Below are 20,700 nucleotides of genomic sequence, written 5' to 3' on the forward strand. Positions count from 1 at the left end.
CGAGCAGGTCCGTCCCCGCGGAGGGCACGGGAGCTGCCGGAGAATGGATAGGACACGGAAGTGACGACACCGGAAGCGGTCGGTGTGGAACAGGCACTGCGGAGCAACCTGGCCCCTGGCTGCCCGCGCAGATGGCCCGGCACGGCCGGCGCGCTCGTCCTCACGCCTCTGGTCATGGTGGCCTGCGGCTGGCTCGCACAGCGACAGGGAACTCTCTTGGTGCTACTGGCCACCTTCCTCGCGCTCGTTGTGCTGTTCGTCGTCTGGGCCATGTGCGGCGCGGGGCTTGGGGCGTGTGTGGCCGCGCTTGGGTTCGCCCTGATGCTCTTCACCGGGCCGGCTCTGAACGACTATGTACTGGGCCAGCGCGGGGTCCACTACGAAGGCGTGATCACGGGCACCCATGGCTACTACAGAAAACACGGTGAAGGACTGACCTGCTATGTCGTCCGCACCGATGTCGCCAAGTCCCCGAAATACTCACTGGGTGACTCGGACGGCTGCGACAAGAGCCTTCGGCCTGGCCGGCGCGTCGTCTTGGTCACGGACCCGGACGGCTGGCTTGCTCCCAGGCTCAGTGGCTCGGTCAACGGTCTGTCGTCCGGCATGGCATGGACCTGCGCCGGTTTGTTCGCCGCGATGGAGGCGTTCATCCTGTACGGCAGGCTGCGGCGTCGCACCTGAGAAGGACGGTCAGGAAGGAAAACCATGGCATTCGGCAGGAAACGAGGGGCGGAGCCGCCGTCCTTCGACCCGGTGCACTGGGACAGCGTCGGACGGTTCACGGTCGGCACTGCTATGCGTCCGCCATCCCTACGAGGGAAGGCCGCGCCGGGTCCGCACGCGATCCGGGTCCAGAAGAGCCGGGGAAACGACATCTTTCTGGTCCCCGCTGTCTATGTCGTGCCCCTTGAAGGGAACGCCTCTGTAGCCAAGTCAGGATTCCGGCTATACGAGGACGAGAGCGCACAGCGGCTCCTCTGCTCCGTCACACCGGACCCGCCAACGGAGAACGACAATTCCCGTCGATTCCGTGTGCGCGACGGGCAGGCGTCGGACATCGGGTCCGTCCTCCGTGCTCCGTCGGCCAAGCGTGTCGTCCAGCACCTCTGGTGGCTCGAACAACCTGGCCATCCGGAGATCATCGCCCGTTACCACTGGGCCAATGGGAGCCCTGGGGAGGTTGTGGGCCGAGGCGCGGGAAAGGCGATAGGCAGCATTGTCGGTTCAGTGTTGAGCCTCGGGGCGGACGACAGTAGCAACAGTCCCTCCAAGCCGGTGACCTGGAAGGCAGCGGATCAGGTGGCGCTGACCTCAGCGCCCGTCGGAGACGTCAGGTGGTACTCGACGCAGGCGAGCTGGCTGGACCGGCGGTTGGCCTTTTCTCTTGCGGTACTGCGCGAAGCGTGAGGTACGGCGGCGGGCAGCCGGATCGGGCCGCAGGGCCGTGCCGCCCTGCAGTCCCTGGTGGGGCGACAACAGCAGCTACGGCGCCTTGCCGTGTTGTCGGGACGCCCGGATACATCCAGTATGCGGGCGTCCCTCCACCCTGCGATGCACCGCATTTGACGCCGTGTGCTGTCGCGCCATGGATTACGGGACAGTCTTCGGTCAGAACCAGTTCGCTGGATTCGCCTTTTTCGCAAGGCTCTTCGCACCGTCGGCGATCCCTGCCCCGACCTTGGATGTCTTGTCGCTGATCCAGCCTGCGGCTTTCCCCGCGCCCTTCTTGACCTCGTCCCAGTGCTCGACCACCTTCGCGCCACCGTAGATGAGACCGGTGCCGACAGCCAGACCGATCGTGAGGGGGTTGGGCGCAATCATGGCCGCGGTCATCGACGCGTTGAAACCCACCTCGGCGACATCCGCGACGTACCCGGCGCCGTTCTTCTTGAACGCCTCGACCGGGTTGCCCTGGGAGATGACATTCGCGGCGCTGAAACCCGTCGAGGCGACACCACCGACGATGCCCGCCCCGCGAAGAAATCCCGCTGTCTTGGCCGCTGTGCCCAGGCCCGTACGGAAGGCAGAAGCACCCTCCACCGCATTGGGGAGGCTGTTTGTGAACCGCTGTACGTTGCTCGCCTTTGTAAACACCTTGACAAGGCTGGCGCCCCCCGCGCGCGTGACGGCCTGGCCGGAGTGGGAGAACCCACCGTAGGTCCTGGCCAGTACATCGGATCCGACCACGAAGTCGATGATCCCGTTGGCGCCCATGCCGCGGACCAGGGGAGTCGCGCGGAGCGAGTTCCAGGCGTTGCCGAAGAGGTCCCCTCGAACCCCTGCCGTAAGGGGAATCCGGGAGGCACTCTGGTAGATCGAGTTCCGTGAAAGTTGCGCTCCCCCCGGGGCCGAATGGGCACACAACTCTACGCGTGTTCTCGTCAACCCTGGCGGTCCAACGGCTCCGCGGGAGTGCACGAGAAGGCCAGGCGGTGGTCGGGCCACTTCGCTCGGGCAGTGAGGTCTTCTCTGGCATCAGCTCGTCCGGGGCGTCCGTGGACGCCCCGGCGTTGACCGAGTGCTGGGCCTTGCGACGGCGCAGGGACAAGTCTCCGCCCGGCCCGCTCCTGCTGCGGAGGCTTGATCACCGCCGTACCCCGGTGGCCCGCCCCGGTCGTATCGCATTGATGACGACCGGGGGCCGATCCTGTACATGAAGGGTGAAACCGTTGGCAGGGGGATGCATGCATCCCCCTGCTGCGCCATAAACGACATGGTGACGACATCACGGCGCGGAAAGCAGGACCTCTACAGGAACTAACCGCCGTACGCGCCCGATGCCGTCAGCCGCAGCGCCGTGTCGATCAGCGGCACGTGACTGAACGCCTGCGGGAAGTTCCCCACCTGGCGCTGGGCCCCCGAGTCCCACTCCTCGGAGAGCAGCCCCAGATCGTTGCGGAGGCTGAGCAGCTTCTCGAAGAGCTTGCGCGCCTCGTCCACCCGTCCGATCATCGCGAGGTCGTCCGCGAGCCAGAACGAGCAGGCCAGGAACGCGCCTTCGTGACCCGCCAGGCCGTCGGGGCCGTCCTCGCCGCCGCCGGTCGGATACCGCATGACGAAACCGTCCTCGGTGGACAGCTCCCGCTGGATCGCCTCGATCGTGCCGATGACCCGCTTGTCGTCCGGAGGCAGGAAGCCCATCTGCGGAATGAGCAGCAGGGAGGCGTCCAGTTCCTGCGAGCCGTACGACTGCGTGAAGGTGTTCCGCTCCTTGTCGTACCCCTTCTCGCAGACATCGCGGTGGATGTCGTCCCGCAGCTCGCGCCAGCGCTCCAGCGGCCCGTCGGCGTCCCCGGACTCGATCAGCTTGATCGTTCTGTCGACGGCGACCCACGCCATCACCTTGGAGTGCACGAAGTGCCTGCGCGGCCCGCGGACCTCCCAGATGCCCTCGTCCGGCTGGTCCCAGTGATCCTCCAGGTACTGGATCAGCTTGAGCTGGAGGACCGAGGCGTAGTCGTTGCGCGCCAGGCCCGTCATATGGGCCAGGTGCAGCGCCTCCGTGACCTCGCCGTACACATCCAGCTGAAGCTGGTGCGCGGCGCCGTTGCCGACCCGGACCGGGCCCGAATTCTCGTATCCGGGCAGCCAGTCCAGCTCCGCCTCGCCCAGCTCACGTTCACCGGCGATGCCGTACATGATCTGGAGGTTCTCCGGGTCGCCCGCGACGGCCCGCAGCAGCCACTCGCGCCAGGCGCGGGCCTCGTCGCGGTAGCCGGTGCGCAGCAGCGAGGAGAGCGTGATGGCGGCGTCGCGCAGCCAGGTGTAGCGGTAGTCCCAGTTCCGTACGCCGCCGATCTCCTCCGGCAGCGATGTCGTCGGGGCGGCGATGATGCCGCCCGTCGGCGCGTAGGTCAGGGCCTTCAGCGTGATGAGCGAACGGACCACGGCCTCGCGGTAGGGGCCGTGATACGTGCAGTGTTCGACCCATTCACGCCAGAAATCGGACGTGGCCTCCAGGGACCCCTCGGGGTCGGGAAGCGCCGGCGGCTGCCGGTGGGAGGGCTGCCAGCTGATGGTGAAGGCGATCCGGTCGCCCGGAGCGACCGTGAAGTCGGAGTACGTCGTCAGGTCCTTGCCGTACGTCTCCGCCTCGGTGTCCAGCCACACGGAATCGGGGCCGGCGACGGCCACCGTGCGGTTGTCGACCTTGTGGACCCACGGCGTCACCCGGCCGTAGCTGAAACGCATCCGCAGGGCGGAGCGCATCGGCACCCGCCCGCTGACGCCTTCCACGATCCGGATCACCTGGGGGGCGCCGTCACGCGGCGGCATGAAATCGGTCACTCGGACCGTGCCTCGCGGGGTGTCCCACTCCGATTCGAGAATCAGTGAGTCACCGACGTAGCGGCGCCGGGTGGCCTGGGGCGGCTCCGAACCCGCGGAATAGGCGGGTCCGAGCCGCCAGAAACCGTTTTCGTCGGTTCCGAGCAGTGCCGCGAACACGGCGTGTGAATCGAAGCGGGGCAGGCACAGCCAATCGACTGTGCCGTCCCGGCAGACCAGGGCTGCGGTCTGCATGTCTCCGATGAGTGCGTAATCCTCGATGCGCCCGGCCACGTGCATCTCCAGTCGAACGGCCACGTCCGCCCCGTGGGGCGCTTACTGCGGTCAAGGGTCGTTGACGAGCTGTTTTTCCGGGAATACGGGCTTGGGTGGTGCCGTTTGCCGGCCTACTCGGCAGCGAATGTCCGAGCAGGATACGACGCACGCCAGAGTTCCGCGTCACGGTGTCCGCAACGTGAGCCTGCTGAACGGGTGAGTCAGGGGTAACTAGGGGGAAACCCTAGGGGAAAGTCGAGGCAACCTGTGGCCGGAAGCAGTGCCTCCAGGTCGCTGATACCCTGGTAGCCCGTGGACCGGTGGTCACCCTGCGACGCAAAGGGGCCCCGAACCCGCAGCGACGGCGAATCCCCTCGAACTTCGGCTCGGACTCCGAGATCCGGACGACGGCAGGATCGCCGGTACGCACATCAGACCGCGACCACGGGAGCCCCGTCTTGGCCATGCCGCCCCGATCCTCGACATCCTCGACGACCAAGCACATCTTCGTCACCGGGGGTGTCGCATCCTCCCTCGGCAAGGGCCTGACGGCCTCGAGCCTGGGTGCGCTGCTCAAGGCACGGGGTCTGCGGGTCACCATGCAGAAGCTCGACCCGTACCTGAACGTCGACCCGGGGACGATGAACCCGTTCCAGCACGGTGAGGTGTTCGTCACCAACGACGGCGCCGAGACCGACCTGGACATCGGCCACTACGAGCGCTTCCTCGACGTCGACCTCGACGGTTCGGCCAACGTCACCACCGGCCAGGTGTACTCGACGGTCATCGCCAAGGAGCGCCGCGGCGAGTATCTGGGCGACACGGTCCAGGTCATCCCGCACATCACCAACGAGATCAAGCACCGCATCCGGCGCATGGCGACCGACGACGTCGATGTCGTGATCACCGAGGTCGGCGGCACGGTAGGTGACATCGAGTCCCAGCCGTTCCTGGAGACCGTCCGCCAGGTCCGCCACGAAGTGGGCCGGGACAACGTCTTCGTGGTGCACATCTCCCTGCTTCCCTACATCGGTCCTTCCGGTGAGCTGAAGACCAAGCCCACCCAGCACTCGGTCGCCGCGCTGCGCAGCATCGGTATCCAGCCGGACGCGATCGTGCTGCGCGCCGACCGGGAAGTGCCGCTCTCCATCAAGCGCAAGATCTCGCTGATGTGTGACGTCGACGAGGCGGCGGTGGTCGCCGCGATCGACGCCAAGTCGATCTACGACATCCCCAAGGTGCTGCACACGGAGGGCCTGGACGCGTACGTCGTACGCAAGCTGGACCTGCCGTTCCGCGATGTCGACTGGACGGTCTGGGACGACCTGCTGGACCGGGTCCACAACCCCGACCACGAGGTCACCGTCGCGCTCGTCGGCAAGTACATCGACCTGCCCGACGCCTATCTCTCGGTGACCGAGGCGATGCGCGCCGGCGGTTTCGCCAACAAGGCGCGCGTCACGGTGAAATGGGTCACCTCGGACGACTGCAAGACGCCGGCCGGCGCCGCGAAGCAGCTCGGTGACGTCGACGCGATCCTGATCCCCGGCGGCTTCGGTGAGCGCGGGGTGACCGGCAAGGTCGGCGCGATCCGCTATGCCCGCGAGAACAAGGTGCCGCTGCTCGGCCTCTGCCTGGGCCTCCAGTGCATCGTGATCGAGGCCGCGCGCAATGTCGCGGAGATCCCCGACGCGAACTCGACCGAGTTCGACTCGGGCACCGCGCACCCGGTGATCTCCACGATGGAGGAGCAGCTGGCGTACGTCGAGGGCGCGGGCGATCTGGGTGGCACGATGCGGCTCGGTCTCTACCCGGCGAAGCTCGCGGAGGGGTCGATCGTGCGCGAGGCGTACGAGGACCTGCCGTACGTCGAGGAGCGCCACCGCCACCGCTACGAGGTCAACAACGCCTACCGCGCGGAGCTGGAGAAGAAGGCCGGTCTGGTCTTCTCCGGCACCTCCCCGGACAACAAGCTGGTCGAGTACGTCGAGTACCCGCGCGAGGTCCACCCGTACCTGGTCGCGACCCAGGCACACCCGGAACTGCGTTCGCGCCCGACGCGCCCCCACCCGCTCTTCGCCGGCCTGGTGAAGGCGGCGGTCGAGCGCCAGCAGGGCCTGAAGGCGTAGGCCCCCAGCGGGCCTCTCCCGCCGGTCGTGGTACCGGCGGGCTCGCACAGGTGGACGAGATACGGTGGTAAGCCGGGGTACGGATCTTTCGGGATCGGTGCCCCGGCTTCCGCTTTTCGTTCCGCTTGTGTGCTGTTGTGTGGGAGGACGCTTTCATGACCGTCAAGGACACCCCCGAGGAATGGCAGGTCACCGCCACCGTGACGCCGTTCCGGGGCAACAAGACCAGTGTCCGCACGGACTCCGTGGTGATGCCCGACGGCACGGTCGTGACCCGCGACTACCAGGTCCACCCGGGATCCGTCGGGATCCTCGCCCTGGACGACGACGGCCGGGTCGTCGTACTGCGCCAGTACCGGCACGCCGTCCGCCAGAGGCTCTGGGAGATCCCGGCGGGACTGCTCGACGTACCGGGCGAGAACCCGCTGCACGCGGCGCAGCGAGAGTTGTACGAAGAGGCGCACATCAAGGCCGGGGACTGGCGGGTGCTGACGGACGTCTACACGACGCCCGGCGGCTGTGACGAGGCGGTACGTGTCTTCCTCGCACGCGATCTCGCGGAGGCGGAAGGCGATCGCTTCGAGGTCGCCGAGGAGGAGGCCGACATGGAGGTGGCGCGGGTGGAGCTGAGTGAGCTGGTGCGCGGTGTGCTCGCCGGCGAGCTGCACAACAACTGCCTGGCGGTGGGTGTCCTCGCGCTGACGGCGGCGCTCGCGGGGGACGGCGCGGACGCGCTGCGTCCGGCGGACGCGCCGTGGCCCGCGCGGCCGTTCACCTCCTGATCCCGTCCCGTCCTGCCGTCCCGGCAGACCGCCGCCGGACGGAAACAATCTGATCAACTGGATGAAAATCCGATCCGGTTGGGGGATTTACCGGCCACGCTCCAGCAGGTCCGTCGCAGAGAGTGAACTAGGCTCGGACCGCCCGTGCGGAGACCCGGCGGGCTCGGCTCGTGCACAGGTGGACGGGAGCGTGGCCCGTGACGGATCAGGCGGTGGATGTGGGTGGCCCGGGCCGTACGCCCGCCACGGCGGAGACCGTGCGGCCAACCACCGTGCCACCGGCCGATTCTGACGCTCTGTCGGACGCCGGCGCCGGGCGGACGGACGCGGCGGTGCCGAACCCTCAGGCCGGGAGCGGCGGCCAGGACGCGCGTACGGACGTCGAGCCGGGCGCGGCCGGGAACGCGGCCGGCGCGGGAAACCGCGTGGACGGACCCGCGCCGGTCCGCGTGACGGAGAGTGCTCCCGAGCGGGACGACGACGCCACGGCCGGCGCGTCCACGAGCGAGGCGTCCATCGCCGACCCCTCCACGATCGGTGCGTCCGCGACGTCCACCAGCGACCCGTCCATCGCCGACACCTCCACGACCGAGGCGTCCGCCACCGAGGCGTCCGCGACCGGCGCGTCCGCGACCGGCGCCTCCGCGAGTGACGCCTCCGCGTTCGGTGCGTCCGCGAGTGACGCCGCCGCGACCGGTGGATTCGCGGAGCCGCCGCAGGTGCCCGCGGGACGGATCACGAGCGGGACCGCCGGCCGCGCCCCGCGCGGCACCGCCAGGCCCGCCGCCTCCGGACCCACGGACGCCGGGCCCGCCACCTCCGGGCCCGCGCCCCGCCCGCAGCGGGCCTCACGCGAGGCGCGGGCCGGTTTCGCCGGGCGCGAGCGGGAGTTGAAGGCCCTGCACGAGGACGTCGAACGCGCCGGACTCAACACGATCGCGGGCCGCAAGGCACCACGTGCCCGGGTGCTCCTCGTCGCGGGACGGCCGGGGGCCGGCCGCACCACGCTCGCCACGGAGTTCGCACGCCAGGTCGGCGCCCGGTATCCGGACGGCGTCGTACGCGTCCGGCTGACCGAGGCGGGCGGCGAGCCCGTACCCACGGAGCGCACCGCGCGCGAGATCCTGGACACCTTCGAGGTCGCCACCCCGCCGGGAGCGGGCGAGGACGAACTGTGCCAGATGGTGCGCGAGGCCATGGCGGGACGCCGGGTCCTGCTGCTCCTCGACGACGCGCCGGACGCCGGACAGGTCGATCCGCTCGTGCCCGACAACCCCGACTGCCTGGTGGTCGCGGTCGCGCAGGGCCCGCTCACCGGGATCCCCGACGTACGCCCCTGCACGCTGGGCGGCATGGACGCGAAGGCCGCCATCGACCTGCTGACGACCTTCACCGGCGCCGTTCGGATCACCGTCGATCCGCAGGCCGCCGAATCGCTGGCCGAGGCGTGCGGCGGTCAGCCCGCCGCGCTGGTCCTCGCCGGCGGCTGGCTCGCCGCTCGTCCCACCGCCTCGGTGGCCGATCTCGCCAGGCAACTGCGCGCGCTGCCGCACGACTCCGAGCGGCCGGTCACCGACCGGCCCCTCGCCCGCGCCTTCCGGCTGGTGTACGAGAGCCTGCCGGGCTCCGCCGCGCGGACGCTGCGGCTGCTCGCGCTCGCGCCCGCCGGTCTCGTGGACCCGCACAGCGCCTCCGCGCTGGCCGGCTGCTCGGTGCCGGAGGCGCGTACGACGCTCGACGATTTCACCGCGCTCGGGCTCCTGCGTACCGCCGGTGACCAGTACGAGGTCCCCGGCTGCCTCGTACCCCTGCTGCGCGCCTTGCTGGCCGAGCACGACAGGCCCGCCGAGGTGCAGCTGGCCAGGGCGCGGATGCTGGAGCGGACCGTACGGCTGCTCACGTCCTGTCGTGCCATCACCGAGCCGGAGGAGTCCCTGGCGCGCAAACGGCTCTCCGGCCTGCCCAGCGCGCTGCGCTTCCCGGACGAGGCCGCCGCCGCCCGCTGGCTGCGGACCCGGCAGCCCGCCCTGCTGGCGGCCGCCCGCCTCGCCGTCGCGGACGGTGATCTGGACACCCTGGCCCGCCGCTATGTGGCGGCGCTGGTACGCGCGTTCGCGGCCCACCGCGGTACGGAGGCGGCAGCTCCCGAGCTGTACGGGCTCCACCAGCTGGTCCTCGACATCGCGGAGCGGCGCGAGCTGTACCGCGAGCGTGCGGCGGCCCTGCTGAACATCGGCGATCTGGATGCCAGGACCGGGCGGACCCGGGACGCGCTGGCCCGCTACCGCGCCGCGCTCGACGCGGGACGGGCCGCGAACGACCTCTACGCCACCGGCCGCGCGATGGAGTCCGTCGGCGGCGCGTACCAGGACCTCGGCGACTGGCAGCGGGCCGCCGACTGGTACGGCAGGGCCCTCGCGCAGCGCCTCAGCCGGGGCGAGCGGGCCGACGAGGCGCGCCTCTACGGCCGTCTCGGCACCGTCCACACCCACGCCGGCCGCTACGCGGAGGCGCTGCGCGACTGGCGGGCCGCCGCCGCCGGACACCGGCGTCTGCGCGATCTCCCCGGCCACGCGCGGGCGCTGGGCGAGATCGCCAGGGTCCAGGAGTACGCGGGCGGCCTCCACGAGTCGCTGCGCACCTGCCGGGAAGCGGTCGAATGGGCACGGCTGGCCGAGGACACACGGCTGGAGGCGGCGCTCCAACTCAGGCTGGCGGACACGCTGGAGCGGCTCGGCGACCCGGCTGCCGCCCGGCTGCACCGCGCCTCGGCCGGCCGCCTGCTCGGTTCCGGGGGACCGGAGGTGACGGAGCGCTCAGAGGGAACCTCCGGGGTCAATCGTGGCCCCGGCCTGTGAAATCTTTGGCACTCAGTGCCAAGATTAATACTTTGCAAGGCTAGACAGAGGGAAATCCTTCATTAGACTGACTCCACCGCACTCCCCCCTGCGGTGCCTTCCGACGCGCCCCCGCGCCGGTTATGTGTGGCATTACCCCGGTAAGCCCTGAGTCAAGGACCGTGATCGACGTGAAGGTCGGCATCCCCCGCGAGGTCAAGAACAACGAGTTCCGCGTGGCCATCACCCCCGCCGGTGTGCACGAGCTGGTGCGCCACGGCCACGAGGTCGTCATCGAGGAGAACGCCGGCGCCGGATCCTCGATCAGCGACGAGGAGTTCACCGCCGCCGGCGCGCGGATCCTGCCCTCCGCCGACGAGGTCTGGGCCGCCGCCGATCTGCTGCTGAAGGTCAAGGAGCCGATCGCCGAGGAGTACCACCGGCTGCGCAAGGGCCAGATCCTCTTCACGTACCTGCACCTCGCCGCGTCCCGCGCCTGCACGGACGCGCTGCTCGACTCGGGCACCACCGCCATCGCCTACGAGACCGTCGAGACGGCGAACCGCGCGCTGCCGCTGCTCGCCCCCATGTCCGAGGTCGCGGGCCGGCTCGCCCCGCAGGTCGGCGCGTACCACCTGATGCGCTCGGCCGGCGGCCGCGGCGTGCTGCCCGGCGGTGTCCCCGGCACGGCCCCGGGCCGCGCCGTCGTCATCGGCGGTGGTGTCTCGGGATGGAACGCCACGCAGATCGCCGTCGGCATGGGCTTCCACGTCACGCTGCTCGACAAGGACATCAACAAGCTGCGCGAGGCCGACCGGATCTTCGGCACGAAGGTCCAGACGATCGCCTCCAACGCGTACGAGCTGGAGCGCGCGGTCGTCGAGGCGGACCTCGTCGTCGGCGCCGTTCTCATCCCGGGAGCGAAGGCGCCGAAGCTGGTCACCAACGCGCTCGTGGCCAAGATGAAGCCCGGAAGTGTACTTGTCGACATTGCAATCGACCAGGGCGGCTGCTTCGAGGACTCGTACCCCACGACGCACGCGGACCCGACCTTCCGCGTCCACGACTCGGTCTTCTACTGCGTGGCCAACATGCCGGGCGCCGTGCCCAATACGTCCACCTACGCGCTCACCAACGCCACGCTGCCCTACATCGTGGAACTGGCGAACCGTGGCTGGATCGAAGCGCTCCGCCGCGACCCCGCGCTCGCCAAGGGCCTCAACGCCCATGAGGGCCAGGTGGTTTACCGCGAGGTCGCCGAGGCCCACGACCTGCCGCACGTCGAACTGAACGCCCTTCTGGGCTGACGCGTCAACGCCTCTCGTCAACATCACGACAACGGCCGGATCTTGCTCAGCGAGGTCCGGCCTCACGTGTATCGGGCCACCTCGTGACCCCTCGCCAACTCGCGCGCGAACGTAACCTTTTCACCGATTCGCACACCCGTGGAACGCGGGGCTCATGCCTTGGTGAGAGGGTGGTGCGCCCTTGACAGAGGGGTGTTCGGGCACCGACACATCCGGCCGGGTCCGTCGGATTGTGTTGCTGCGAAGCGGTGACACGCCATAGAGTCGCAAACCGTCGGCATGGCGCCACGCTGACCTATCGATAAAGTTTCCTGGTCACGTCCAAGGAGGTAAGACGACTTGTGAATGAGTCGACATTTACTCCCGGGGGTGGTCAACCAGGAATGCCTGCGAGGGGCCAGAGCCCGTCGTCCGGGCGCGAAGGTGTCGGCTCCGTCGCTGTCCGCACCTTCGCCACGCACCAGCATCTGACGACAGCCCACCAGACGATGGACGGCCACCACGTGAACGCCATGGCCGGTAACGAGGGCGGCCGAGAGACCACCCCCTTCGCCGACTACGACGAAGTGCCCGACGGGCACTTCTACGACCCCGACGCCGAGTACGAACCCGACCCCGAGTACGCGGCCACCCTCGCGCCCGACGCGGCCCGCCAGCGCCGCGAGCGGATCGGCCCGACGGGGCGGCCCCTGCCGTACTTCCCGATCCCGGGCCCGCTGACCGACCACGGCCCCGCGAAGATCATCGCGATGTGCAACCAGAAGGGCGGCGTCGGCAAGACGACGTCGACCATCAACCTGGGTGCCGCGCTCGCGGAGTACGGCCGGCGCGTACTGCTCGTCGACTTCGACCCGCAGGGGGCCCTCTCGGTCGGCCTCGGCGTGAATCCGATGGAGCTGGACCTCACCGTCTACAACCTGCTCATGGAGCGGGGCATGGCGGCCGACGAGGTGCTTCTGAAGACCGCCGTGCCCAACATGGACCTGCTGCCGAGCAACATCGACCTCTCGGCCGCCGAGGTGCAGCTGGTGAGCGAGGTGGCGCGCGAGTCCACGCTCCAGCGGGCGCTGAAGCCGCTGCTCCAGGACTACGACTACATCGTGATCGACTGTCAGCCCTCGCTCGGCCTGCTGACGGTGAACGCGCTGACGGCCGCTCACAAGGTCATCGTGCCCCTGGAGTGCGAGTTCTTCGCGCTGCGCGGTGTGGCCCTGCTGACGGAGACCATCGAGAAGGTCCAGGAGCGGCTCAACCCCGAGCTGGAACTCGACGGCATCCTCGCCACCATGTACGACTCCCGCACGGTGCACAGCCGTGAGGTCCTCGCGCGCGTCGTGGAGGCCTTCGACGATCACGTCTACCACACGGTGATCGGACGGACGGTGCGCTTCCCGGAGACCACGGTCGCCGGTGAGCCGATCACCACGTACGCCTCCAACTCCGTCGGCGCCGCCGCGTATCGCCAGCTGGCCAGGGAGGTGCTCGCCCGGTGTCACGCCGAGTGAGTCTTCCCGGGGCCGACGAGCTGTTCCGTACGACCGGGGGCACGGCGCTGCAGTCGTCGTCGCCCGCCGACCGGCGCAGGAACGCGAACGGCGAGCCCCGGGTACCCGCTCCGGCGGGGGAGAGTGATCCGGCGGCCGAGACGGGCCAGAACGGATCCGCGGCCACGGCGGACGAGCACTCCGCCGCGGACTCCGGCTCCCCGGCCCCGTCCCAGCCGCCGCCCAGAAGCCGCAGCGCCGACGCCGAGCAGGCGGCCGCCGGGATGAAGGGCCCCCGCAGGCCGCAGGAGTCGCAGGGCGGCGGAGCCTCCGCGCAGGGCGGACCGGGCGGCGCGCAGGGCAACGGCCAGCAGAACAACGGGCAGCAGGGCGGCCAGCAGCGCCGCAGGGGTCGCGGGGCCAATCGCCGCCCCAGCGGCCGCGAACGGCACGACGAGAAGATCACGGTCTATGTCTCGGCCGAGGAACTGATGGACCTCGAACACGCGCGGCTCGTCCTGCGCGGTGAGCACGGCCTCGCCGTGGATCGCGGGCGGATCGTCCGCGAGGCGGTCGCGGTGGTCCTCGCGGACCTGGAGTCCCGGGGCGACGCGAGCATCCTGGTACGGCGCCTGCGCGGCCGCTGAGGGTAGCCTGCGCGGGCTGCCCTTCCGCTCCCCGCCTCCTGGACCCCGATGCCGCCGACCGACCCCGTACGCCCGCCCCGCCGCTCCCTCGGCCGTGGCCCGGGTGCGGCGCCGACGCCGCCGGCGTCCACCGGCGCCGCGCCCGCGGCCCTGCCGGAACCCCGGGACCCGGTCGGCGCGCAGGCCCCGGACGCCGGCGAGGTGGACGCCGTCGCGGTGGACATCGACGAGGTGGAGGCCGCAGCGGAGGACACGGCCCGGGCCGTGTCCTCCCTGACCGGTCCCACCGATGACGTACCCGTCGACGGTGTACCCGTCAAGGACGGCCCCACGGAGGACACCGCCACCAAGGACATCCCCACCGAGGACGCTCCAGTTCCCTCCGACGACGGCCGGTTCACCGTGCGGCTCGCCAACTTCGAGGGCCCCTTCGATCTGCTCCTGCAGCTCATCTCGAAGCACAAGATGGATGTGACCGAGGTCGCGCTCTCCACGGTCACCGACGAGTTCATGACGTACATCCGGGCCATGGGGCCCGACTGGGACCTCGACCAGACCACCGAATTCCTCGTCGTCGCCGCCACCCTGCTCGACCTCAAGGCCGCCCGGCTGCTGCCCGCCGCCGAGGTGGAGGACGAGGCGGACCTCGCGCTCCTGGAGGCGCGGGACCTGCTCTTCGCGCGGCTTCTGCAGTACCGCGCGTACAAACAGGTCGCGGAGATCTTCCACACCCGCCTGGAGACCGAGGCCAGGCGTTATCCCCGTACCGTCGGTCTTGAGGCGCATCTCGCCGCGCTGCTGCCCGAGGTCGTCCTCAGCATCGGCGCGGAGGGATGCGCCGCGCTCGCGGTGAAGGCGATGCAGCCGAGGCCCCGGCCACAGGTGTACGTCGAACACATCCACGCGCCCCTCGTCTCGGTGCAGGAGCAGGCGGGGATCGTCGTGGCGCGGCTCAGGGAGCGTGGCGAGGTCAGTTTCCAGGTGCTCGCCGAGGACGCCGCCGACACCCTCACGGTCGTGGCGCGCTTCCTGGCGCTTCTGGAGCTGTATCGCGAGCGGGTGGTCTCCCTGGAGCAGGAAGAGGCCCTGGGGCCGCTCATGGTCCGCTGGACGGCCGCAGGCGAGGACGTGGAGCCGATCGTGACCGACGAATTCGACCGGGCCCCCGAGGAGACGGCGTGAACGAGCAGCGAAACAGGACGGACACCGAGGGGACCACGGGCGGTACGGTCAGCGGCATCGGTCTCAAGCCCGCGCTGGAGGCGGTCCTCATGGTCGTCGACGAGCCCGCCACCGCCGAACACCTGGCCAAGGTCCTCGACCGCCCGCACCGGGCCGTCACCACGGCGCTGCGGGAGCTGGCCGACGAGTACACCGCGCAGCGCCGCGGCTTCGAGCTGCGGCTCGTCGCGGGCGGCTGGCGGTTCTACTCGCGGGCCGAGTACGCGCAGGCCGTCGAGGGCTTCGTGCTCGACGGCCAGCACGCCCGGCTGACCCAGGCCGCCCTGGAGACGCTGGCGGTCGTCGCGTACCGCCAGCCCGTGAGCCGTTCACGGGTCTCCGCCGTACGCGGAGTGAACTGTGACGGCGTGATGCGCACCCTCCTCCAGCGGGGCCTGGTCGAGGAGGCGGGCGCGGAACCTGAAACAGGTGCGATCCTGTACAGGACGACGAACTACTTCCTGGAGCGGATGGGCCTGCGTGGTCTGGACGAACTTCCGGAGCTCGCGCCCTTCCTTCCCGAGGCGGATGCGATCGAGGCCGAAACCCTTGAAGGTGTTCCGTCGTTCGATCCGGACGCACCGGACCTCCACGCAGACGACAAGACGGAAATTTGATGCGAAGCGGCAACGGCAACGGTAACGGCAACAGGAACAGCGGAAGCGGCAGCAGGAGCGGCGGCGGGAGCGGCGGCCGGGACAACCGGGGATCCGGCGGCGGCCGGGGAGCGGGGTCCGGTGGCGGACGCGGCGCCGGTTCCGGCGGCCGGGACAGCCGTGGCGCGGGTGGCAGGAACCCCGGCGCCCGGACGTCGGGCAGCGGCCGCGAGGACGAGCAGCAGAAGCGTCCGTCGCGTCCGCGTCCCGAGGAGCGCCGTTACGACGTCGGCCGCTCGGGTCCCACCGGTACTTCCGGCGCGACGGGCACGCCCCGTGGCACCGGTCGCGCGGGCGGTTCCTCGGCGTTCTCCTCCGGTGACGGCGAGGGCGGCGGCGCGCGCAGCGGCGGCGGTGCCCGCGGCGCCTCGGCCCGCGGCGGCGCCAAGGGCGGCCCGAAGTCCCCGCAGAGCCCCGGCCGTCCCCGCCGCGGCCCCGGCGGCCAGGCCCGTCCCCGCGAGCTGGACGCCAAGATCGAGCAGCGCAACCGTGACAGGTACGCCGACAGGCCCGAGATCAAGACCCCCAGGACCAACCCGGGTGCGGAGGCCGAGGGCGAACGCCTGCAGAAGGTCCTCGCCCGTGCCGGCATGGGCTCACGCCGCGCCTGCGAGGAGCTGATCGAGCAGTCGCGCGTCGAGGTCAACGGCGAGATCGTCCTCGAACAGGGCATGCGCGTCGACACGAACAGGGACGAGATCAAGGTCGACGGCCTGACCGTCGCCACCCAGTCGTTCCTCTTCTTCGCGCTGAACAAGCCGGCCGGTGTCGTCTCCACCATGGAGGACCCCGACGGCCGCCAGTCCCTGGGCGACTACGTCACCAACCGTGAGACGCGGCTCTTCCACGTCGGCAGGCTCGACACGGAGACCGAGGGCATCATCCTGCTCACCAACCACGGTGAACTGGCCCACCGCCTCACCCACCCCCGGTACGGCGTCAAGAAGATCTACCTGGCCGCGATCCAGGGCCCGCTGCCGCGCGATCTGGGCAAGCGGCTCAAGGACGGCATCCAGCTGGAGGACGGCTACGCGAAGGCCGACCACTTCAGGGTCGTCGAGAACACCGGCAAGAACTACCTGGTCGAGGTCACCCTCCACGAGGGCCGCAAGCACATCGTCCGCCGCATGCTCGCCGAGGCCGGCTTCCCGGTCGACCGGCTGGTACGGACGTCGTTCGGCCCGATTCCGCTGGGCGACCAGAAGTCCGGCTGGCTGCGCCGCCTCACCAACACCGAGGTCGGCATGCTGATGAAGGAAGTCGGGCTGTAGAACGCCCGCCCGGGGCCGCAGGAGCGGCTTCCGGCACCGAAGCGAGACCCGCGGCCGCCGGCCGCGGGTTTTTTGCTTGCCCGGCGCCCCGCCCCTCCTTTATAGTCACCGTGACCATTAAGGAGGTGGGCGTGAGCCTCGCCGAACTGCTCGACCCGTTGCAGCGGCCCCTGGTGACCCTGCTCGGCACCGCGGTCAGCTGGACCGAAGTCCTCGGCTTCGGCAGCGGCGCCCTGTGCGTCTGGCTCGTCACCCGCCAGCACCTCGCCAACTGGCCGGTCGGAATCGCCAACAACCTTTTCTTCATCGTGCTGTTCACCCAGTCCGGCCTGTACGCCGACGCGGCGCTCCAGGTCGTCTTCATCGCCCTCGCCGGGTACGGCTGGTGGACCTGGACCCACGGGGGTGGACCAGGCTCCACCGATCTGCCGGTGCGGCGTACCAGCCGTGCCGAATGGGTCTCGCTGTTCACGGCGGGGGCGCTGGGGACACTCGTACTGACCCTGGTACTGGGCAGATTCACCGACTCGACCGTGCCGTTCTGGGACGCGCTCACCACCGCGCTTTCGCTGGCGGCGACGTACGGCCAGTGCCGCAAGCTGCTGGAGTCGTGGTGGCTGTGGATCGCGGCCGACGTGGTCTACATCCCGCTCTACGCCTACAAGGGCCTTTACTTGACCTCACTGCTGTACGTGGGCTTCCTCGCCCTGTGCGTGGCCGGACTGCGCAACTGGTCCCGCGACCTGACGGGACCGGACCGCGCGCAGCGTCGGGCAGCGGTCCTGTGACGGCCTCGCCCGGCTACGAACACGGCCTGGTCCTCGGCAAGTTCTATCCGCCGCACGCGGGGCACCACCATCTCGTACGCACCGCCAGGGAGCGCTGCGCGAAGCTGACCGTGCTGGTCTGCGCGTCCTCCGTCGAATCCGTCTCCCTGGCCGACCGCGTCGCCTGGATGCGCGAGACGCACCCGGACGTGACGGTCGTGGGCGCTGTCGACGACGTGCCCATGGATGTACGTGACGCGGCCGTCTGGGACGCGCACATGGCGATCTTCCGCAGCGCCGTCCCCGGGCCGCTGGACGCCGTCTTCACCTCCGAGCCGTACGGGGAGGAACTGGGACGGCGGTTCGGCGCCACGTCCGTCTGCGTCGACCCGGGACGTACGGCCTACCCGGTCTCCGGCACGGCCATACGGGAAGACCCCGTCGGCTGCTGGGACTTCCTCGCCCCGCCCGTACGCGCCGCGCTCACCCGCCGCGTCGTCGTGCTCGGCGCCGAGTCCACGGGCACGACCACGCTCGCCCGCGCGCTCGCCGAGCACTACAGGCAGCGCGGCGGAGTATGGGAGCGGACCCGGTATGTGCCCGAGTACGGGCGGGAGTTCAGCGAACTTAAACTGGCCGCGCTGCGCGAGCGACGGCCGCAGGCGCAGTGGGAGGACGTCGAATTCACCCCGGACGAATTCCCGTTGATCGCCCGGCGGCAGAACGAGCTGGAGGACACGGCCGCCAGGACGGGATCGCCCGTGCTGTTCTGCGACACGGACTCCTTCGCCACCACCGTCTGGCACGAGCGCTACATCGGCGGGCGTGATCCGCGCGTCGAGGAGATCGCCGGCCTGGTCTCCCACGACCTGTGGCTGCTCACCGATCACACGGGCGTCGACTTCGAGGACGACGGACTGCGCGACGGTGAGGAGCTGCGCCCTTGGATGACCGAGCGCTTCCGGGCGGAACTGACCCGCACGGGAAGGGAGTTCGGGCTCGTCGCCGGGCCGCATCAGGACCGGCTGGCAGCCGCGGTCGAGGCCGTGGACGAACTGCTCGCCCGAGGCTGGGATTTCGCACCACCGCTTCCGGAGCGACGATGAGCACCCCGGGACCCGGCGTGCCGGAAGGCGACGCCCTGTCAGGACGCGACATGCCGGCGGAGGGCCGCGAACCCCCGGGCGGCTACGACCCGTCCGCCTTCGAGCCGTTCGCCGTCACCGTCGACCTCGCCGTCTTCACCGTCCGCGAGAACCGGCTGCACGTCCTGCTCGTCGAGCGGGGACAGGAGCCGTACGCGGGAGCCTGGGCGCTGCCCGGCGGTTTCGTCCTGCCCCGGGAGTCGGCCGGGCAGGCCGCCCGCCGTGAACTCGCCGAGGAGACAGGGCTGTCGGAGGAGACAGCCACGGCGCTCCACCTCGAACAGCTGGGCACCTACAGCGATCCGGACCGCGACCCGAGGATGCGGGTCGTGTCCGTCGCGTACGCCGCGCTCGTCCCCGATCTGCCGGAGCCGCGCGGCGGCGGGGACGCGGCCCGCGCCCGGTGGACGGAGTTCAGGTCGGTGCCCGCGCTCGCCTTCGACCACGCGGACATCCTCGCCGATGCCGACGAACGGGTCGGCGCCAAGCTCGAATACACCACGCTCGCCACCGAGTTCTGCCCTCCCGAGTTCACCCTCGGAGAGCTGGCGCAGGTCTATGAGACCGTCTGGGGCACAGCGCTCGACCGGCCCAACTTCCGGCGCAAGGTCCTCTCCACTCCCGGCTTCGTACAGCCTGCGGAGGGACCGCCGCGCCGCACCGGGGGCCGCGGCAAACCGGCCGCGCTGTACCGCGCGGGGGACGCCACCCGACTGCACCCACCTCTGCTCCGACCGGAAGGACGCACACGATGACCGCGCAGACGACAGGCGGAACCCGCACCGGGCAGGCGTCCACCGGCTCGCTGATCGGGCTCGCGCTCGGTGACGCCCTCGGCTACCCGACCGAGTTCAGCGACGTACCGAGGATCCTCACCGCGTACGGGCCCTGGCGGGAGATGAGCCTGCCGGAGCCCGCGCTGGTCACGGACGACACCCAGATGACGCTGGCGCTCGGGCGCGGCATACGGACCGCCATGGCACGCGGTCCGCTCGACGCCGCCACTCTCGAAGGGCCGGTGCGCGAGGAGTTCGTCGCCTGGTACCACTCACCGGAGAACACCCGCGCGCCCGGCCGCACGTGCCTCGTCGCCTGCGGGCTGCTCGACAGCGACCGCCCCTGGCAGCAGGCGAGTCAGCTCGGCTCCAAGGGCTGCGGCGCCAACATGCGGGTCGCGCCGCTCGGGCTCGTACCGGGCCTCGGCGACGAACAGCGCGCCGGAGCGGCGCAGTTGCAGTCGGCCCTCACCCACGGCCATCCGACGGCCCTGGCCGCCTCCGACCTGACGGCGTGCGCGGTCCACCTGCTGGCGGCGGGAGCGGAACCGCTGGGACTGGTGGGCCTGCTGCGCTCGTACGCGTACGAGAACCGCTCCCGCTACCACCACGAGTGGCTCGGCGACCTGTGGACGTACAGCCGGGACAGCCAGGACACGACGCCCGAGCGCTTCATCGAGCGCGGCTGGGACGAGTGCCTGGGCATCCTGGAACGCCTCCAGCAGGCCCTGCGCACCCCGTCGCCGGAGACCGACCCGTGCCTGGCCACGGGCGACGGCTGGATCGCAGAGGAGGCGCTGGCCACCGCGCTGCACTGCTTCCTGCTCTTCCCCGAGGACCCGGTCACCGCGCTGCGCAGGGCGGCCTGCACGAAGGGGGACTCGGACTCGCTGGCCTGCCTGGCAGGCGCGTTCGCCGGGGCGCGGCTGGGCGTGGCGGCGTGGCCGGCCGCGTGGGCCGGGCGGATCGAGTACCGGAGCGAGCTGCTGGCCCTCGGAGCGCTCTGGGACGCCTGACGCGCGGCGCCCGCCTGTCCCCGCCCGTGTGCCCGGCGGGCAGACGGCCACGTACCGGCGGGGACAGGCGGGCAGCCCTTACGCTGAACGGAGCAATCGATCACTGAGGAGAACGCC

General features: G+C 70.4%; 16 protein-coding genes. 14 read left to right on the forward strand and 2 right to left on the reverse strand.

Features of this window, described 5'->3' with window-relative positions; all coding sequences use genetic code 11:
- Nucleotides 1-60: 60 nt before the first annotated feature.
- Nucleotides 61-684, forward strand: coding sequence for a hypothetical protein (locus ACIP6N_RS16435; RefSeq protein WP_401816273.1), 624 nt, complete (start codon nucleotides 61-63; stop codon nucleotides 682-684).
- 927 nt (nucleotides 685-1,611) lie between these two features.
- Here ACIP6N_RS16435 and ACIP6N_RS16440 read toward each other — a convergent pair.
- Both ACIP6N_RS16440 and ACIP6N_RS16445 read right to left on the reverse strand, forming a co-directional pair.
- Nucleotides 1,612-2,217 carry a hypothetical protein gene (locus tag ACIP6N_RS16440; protein WP_401816275.1) on the reverse strand — a complete coding sequence of 202 codons (606 nt, stop codon included), beginning with the start codon at nucleotides 2,215-2,217 and terminating at the stop codon, nucleotides 1,612-1,614.
- Nucleotides 2,218-2,760: 543 nt separating this feature from the next.
- Nucleotides 2,761-4,569: a glycoside hydrolase family 15 protein gene (locus ACIP6N_RS16445; protein WP_401816860.1), complete on the reverse strand. Its 1,809-nt coding sequence runs from the start codon at nucleotides 4,567-4,569 to the stop codon at nucleotides 2,761-2,763.
- A gap of 440 nt (nucleotides 4,570-5,009) precedes the next feature.
- Between ACIP6N_RS16445 and ACIP6N_RS16450 the strand changes: the two genes are divergently transcribed.
- The 13 genes from ACIP6N_RS16450 to ACIP6N_RS16510 all read left to right on the forward strand — a co-directional run bounded on the left by ACIP6N_RS16450 (nucleotide 5,010) and on the right by ACIP6N_RS16510 (nucleotide 20,583).
- Nucleotides 5,010-6,674, forward strand: a complete 1,665-nt coding sequence (locus ACIP6N_RS16450) for a CTP synthase (protein ID WP_401816277.1) — start codon at nucleotides 5,010-5,012, stop codon at nucleotides 6,672-6,674.
- Nucleotides 6,675-6,829: 155 nt separating this feature from the next.
- Nucleotides 6,830-7,456, forward strand: coding sequence for an NUDIX domain-containing protein (locus ACIP6N_RS16455; protein WP_401816278.1), 627 nt, complete (start codon nucleotides 6,830-6,832; stop codon nucleotides 7,454-7,456).
- A 734-nt stretch (nucleotides 7,457-8,190) separates the two neighbouring features.
- Nucleotides 8,191-10,314 carry a tetratricopeptide repeat protein gene (locus tag ACIP6N_RS16460; protein WP_401816862.1) on the forward strand — a complete coding sequence of 708 codons (2,124 nt, stop codon included), beginning with the start codon at nucleotides 8,191-8,193 and terminating at the stop codon, nucleotides 10,312-10,314.
- Between the two features lie 170 nt (nucleotides 10,315-10,484).
- Nucleotides 10,485-11,600 (forward strand): alanine dehydrogenase, encoded by a 1,116-nt coding sequence (gene ald / locus ACIP6N_RS16465; protein WP_401816864.1) that lies wholly within the window; start codon nucleotides 10,485-10,487, stop codon nucleotides 11,598-11,600.
- 383 nt (nucleotides 11,601-11,983) lie between these two features.
- Nucleotides 11,984-13,105 carry a ParA family protein gene (locus ACIP6N_RS16470; protein WP_401816279.1) on the forward strand — a complete coding sequence of 374 codons (1,122 nt, stop codon included), beginning with the start codon at nucleotides 11,984-11,986 and terminating at the stop codon, nucleotides 13,103-13,105.
- Nucleotides 13,102-13,731, forward strand: coding sequence for a hypothetical protein (locus tag ACIP6N_RS16475; RefSeq protein ID WP_401816282.1), 630 nt, complete (start codon nucleotides 13,102-13,104; stop codon nucleotides 13,729-13,731). The genes ACIP6N_RS16470 and ACIP6N_RS16475 overlap by 4 nt, the downstream gene beginning before the upstream one ends.
- Before the next feature lie 48 nt (nucleotides 13,732-13,779).
- Nucleotides 13,780-14,913, forward strand: a complete 1,134-nt coding sequence (locus tag ACIP6N_RS16480) for a segregation/condensation protein A (protein ID WP_401816284.1) — start codon at nucleotides 13,780-13,782, stop codon at nucleotides 14,911-14,913.
- A complete protein-coding gene (scpB, locus tag ACIP6N_RS16485) occupies nucleotides 14,910-15,569 on the forward strand; it encodes an SMC-Scp complex subunit ScpB (RefSeq protein ID WP_401816286.1) in 660 nt (219 codons plus the stop codon). Before ACIP6N_RS16480 ends, scpB begins: the two co-directional genes overlap by 4 nt.
- Nucleotides 15,569-16,879 (forward strand): pseudouridine synthase, encoded by a 1,311-nt coding sequence (locus ACIP6N_RS16490; RefSeq protein ID WP_401816287.1) that lies wholly within the window; start codon nucleotides 15,569-15,571, stop codon nucleotides 16,877-16,879. Before scpB ends, ACIP6N_RS16490 begins: the two co-directional genes overlap by 1 nt.
- A 131-nt stretch (nucleotides 16,880-17,010) precedes the next feature.
- A complete protein-coding gene (pnuC, locus tag ACIP6N_RS16495; protein ID WP_401816289.1) occupies nucleotides 17,011-17,667 on the forward strand; it encodes a nicotinamide riboside transporter PnuC in 657 nt (218 codons plus the stop codon).
- On the forward strand, nucleotides 17,664-18,752 hold the full coding sequence (locus ACIP6N_RS16500; protein ID WP_401816290.1) for an AAA family ATPase: 1,089 nt from the start codon (nucleotides 17,664-17,666) through the stop codon (nucleotides 18,750-18,752). The genes pnuC and ACIP6N_RS16500 overlap by 4 nt, the downstream gene beginning before the upstream one ends.
- A gap of 50 nt (nucleotides 18,753-18,802) precedes the next feature.
- Nucleotides 18,803-19,546, forward strand: a complete 744-nt coding sequence (locus ACIP6N_RS16505; protein WP_401816866.1) for an NUDIX hydrolase — start codon at nucleotides 18,803-18,805, stop codon at nucleotides 19,544-19,546.
- Nucleotides 19,543-20,583 carry an ADP-ribosylglycohydrolase family protein gene (locus ACIP6N_RS16510; RefSeq protein WP_401816291.1) on the forward strand — a complete coding sequence of 347 codons (1,041 nt, stop codon included), beginning with the start codon at nucleotides 19,543-19,545 and terminating at the stop codon, nucleotides 20,581-20,583. The genes ACIP6N_RS16505 and ACIP6N_RS16510 overlap by 4 nt, the downstream gene beginning before the upstream one ends.
- The last annotated feature ends 117 nt before the right edge of the window (nucleotides 20,584-20,700 follow it).

This window comes from Streptomyces sp. NPDC088725 (genome assembly GCF_044751305.1).
Taxonomy (GTDB): Bacteria; Actinomycetota; Actinomycetes; order Streptomycetales; family Streptomycetaceae; genus Streptomyces.

Coding starts and splice junctions, on each gene's coding strand:
- ACIP6N_RS16440 (WP_401816275.1), bottom strand. CDS start 2,217: ATGGGCGCCAACGGGATCATCGACTTCGTGGTCGGATCCGATGTACTG.
- ACIP6N_RS16445 (WP_401816860.1), bottom strand. CDS start 4,569: ATGCACGTGGCCGGGCGCATCGAGGATTACGCACTCATCGGAGACATG.
- ACIP6N_RS16450 (WP_401816277.1), top strand. CDS start 5,010: ATGCCGCCCCGATCCTCGACATCCTCGACGACCAAGCACATCTTCGTC.
- ACIP6N_RS16455 (WP_401816278.1), top strand. CDS start 6,830: ATGACCGTCAAGGACACCCCCGAGGAATGGCAGGTCACCGCCACCGTG.
- ACIP6N_RS16470 (WP_401816279.1), top strand. CDS start 11,984: ATGCCTGCGAGGGGCCAGAGCCCGTCGTCCGGGCGCGAAGGTGTCGGC.
- ACIP6N_RS16480 (WP_401816284.1), top strand. CDS start 13,780: ATGCCGCCGACCGACCCCGTACGCCCGCCCCGCCGCTCCCTCGGCCGT.
- ACIP6N_RS16490 (WP_401816287.1), top strand. CDS start 15,569: ATGCGAAGCGGCAACGGCAACGGTAACGGCAACAGGAACAGCGGAAGC.
- ACIP6N_RS16505 (WP_401816866.1), top strand. CDS start 18,803: ATGCCGGCGGAGGGCCGCGAACCCCCGGGCGGCTACGACCCGTCCGCC.
- ACIP6N_RS16510 (WP_401816291.1), top strand. CDS start 19,543: ATGACCGCGCAGACGACAGGCGGAACCCGCACCGGGCAGGCGTCCACC.